This is a genomic window from Candidatus Thermoplasmatota archaeon (genome assembly GCA_030018475.1).
Lineage (GTDB): Archaea > Thermoplasmatota > JASEFT01 > JASEFT01 > JASEFT01 > JASEFT01.
In genome coordinates, this window is sequence record JASEFT010000010.1 from 19,373 (window position 1) to 20,397 (window position 1,025).

The window sequence follows — 1,025 nt, forward strand, 5'->3', positions numbered from 1 at the left end:
CAGATAGCACTCAGCCATTTTCGGAGATAGTATGCAAATAGAGCAATCATTAGTTGGAAAAGTTTTGTCTAACTGAGACATTCTACCGCCAATGCTCGGAGAGCGCTCTACAAGCCAAACTTTCATACCTTTTTCAGCTAGATCCAGAGAAGCTTGTATCCCAGCGATACCGCCACCGATTACCAGTACAGGTTTCGTTCTAGCCATAATTTTGACCTCATTCTATCAAATACGACCTGAGCAAGATCGCATACATCAATTTTCTCTATCTTTCTAATTTTTTCAAGGGTTTCACTTTCATACATAGCGCATCTAAAATGAATCTGGCATTTAGGGCACGCAGTAATTAGAGTATCGGCACCTGTAGCTCTTGCTTCTGCAATTCTTTCTAACTGAATTTGCTTGCTATTACTGTCGCAATTCAGCCACGCGCTAACCCCGCAGCAAGAACTATCTGCTTTGTTTCGTTCCATTTCTACAAATTTATCGTCAAAGATGGTTGTAAGAATATTTCTAGGTGCATCATATATGCCGAGATGTCTACCCAGCCTGCAGGGATCTTGGTAAGTTACTCTCCTATCATCTTTTTCGATTTTTAGTTGCCCTTTCCTAATAAGTGCAGAAATGAACTCTGATAAATGTAGAACTTCAAAATTAAGCTCCCCCACGTACTCTGGGTAGTCTTTCTTAAAAGTTCTATAGCATTCAGGACACGAAAAAATAACTGTGTGCGCATTTGTTTTTTTAACCGCTTCAAGATTAAGCTTTGCAAGTTGTTCGAACTCCTCCGTTTCACCTTGCCATAATAAATCGTGCCCGCAGCACCGCTCTTCACTCATAACGGCAGGAGTTATTCCTAGATAGTTAAGAACTCCAACCGTGCTTTTAACTATTTCCTTACCCTTAAACCCGATATCTTTATACAGCTCTTCGTAATATGGTAGGCAACCTGCAAAATACAAATACTCGCCTTTTTGGGATGTTTTTAAATTTTCCAGCCAAGTACTTCTGTTGGGCTTGATTCC

The 1,025-nt window shown here is 40.4% G+C and carries 2 protein-coding genes; both read right to left on the bottom strand.

Annotated features, from left to right (window positions below; genetic code table 11):
• Nucleotides 1-207, bottom strand: a 207-nt coding sequence (locus tag QMD21_02640; GenBank protein MDI6855665.1) for an FAD-dependent oxidoreductase, incomplete at its 3' end; no start/stop codon positions are given.
• The coding region (locus QMD21_02645) for a (Fe-S)-binding protein (protein MDI6855666.1) at nt 180-1,025 on the bottom strand (846 nt) is incomplete at its 5' end. The genes QMD21_02640 and QMD21_02645, both read right to left, overlap by 28 nt.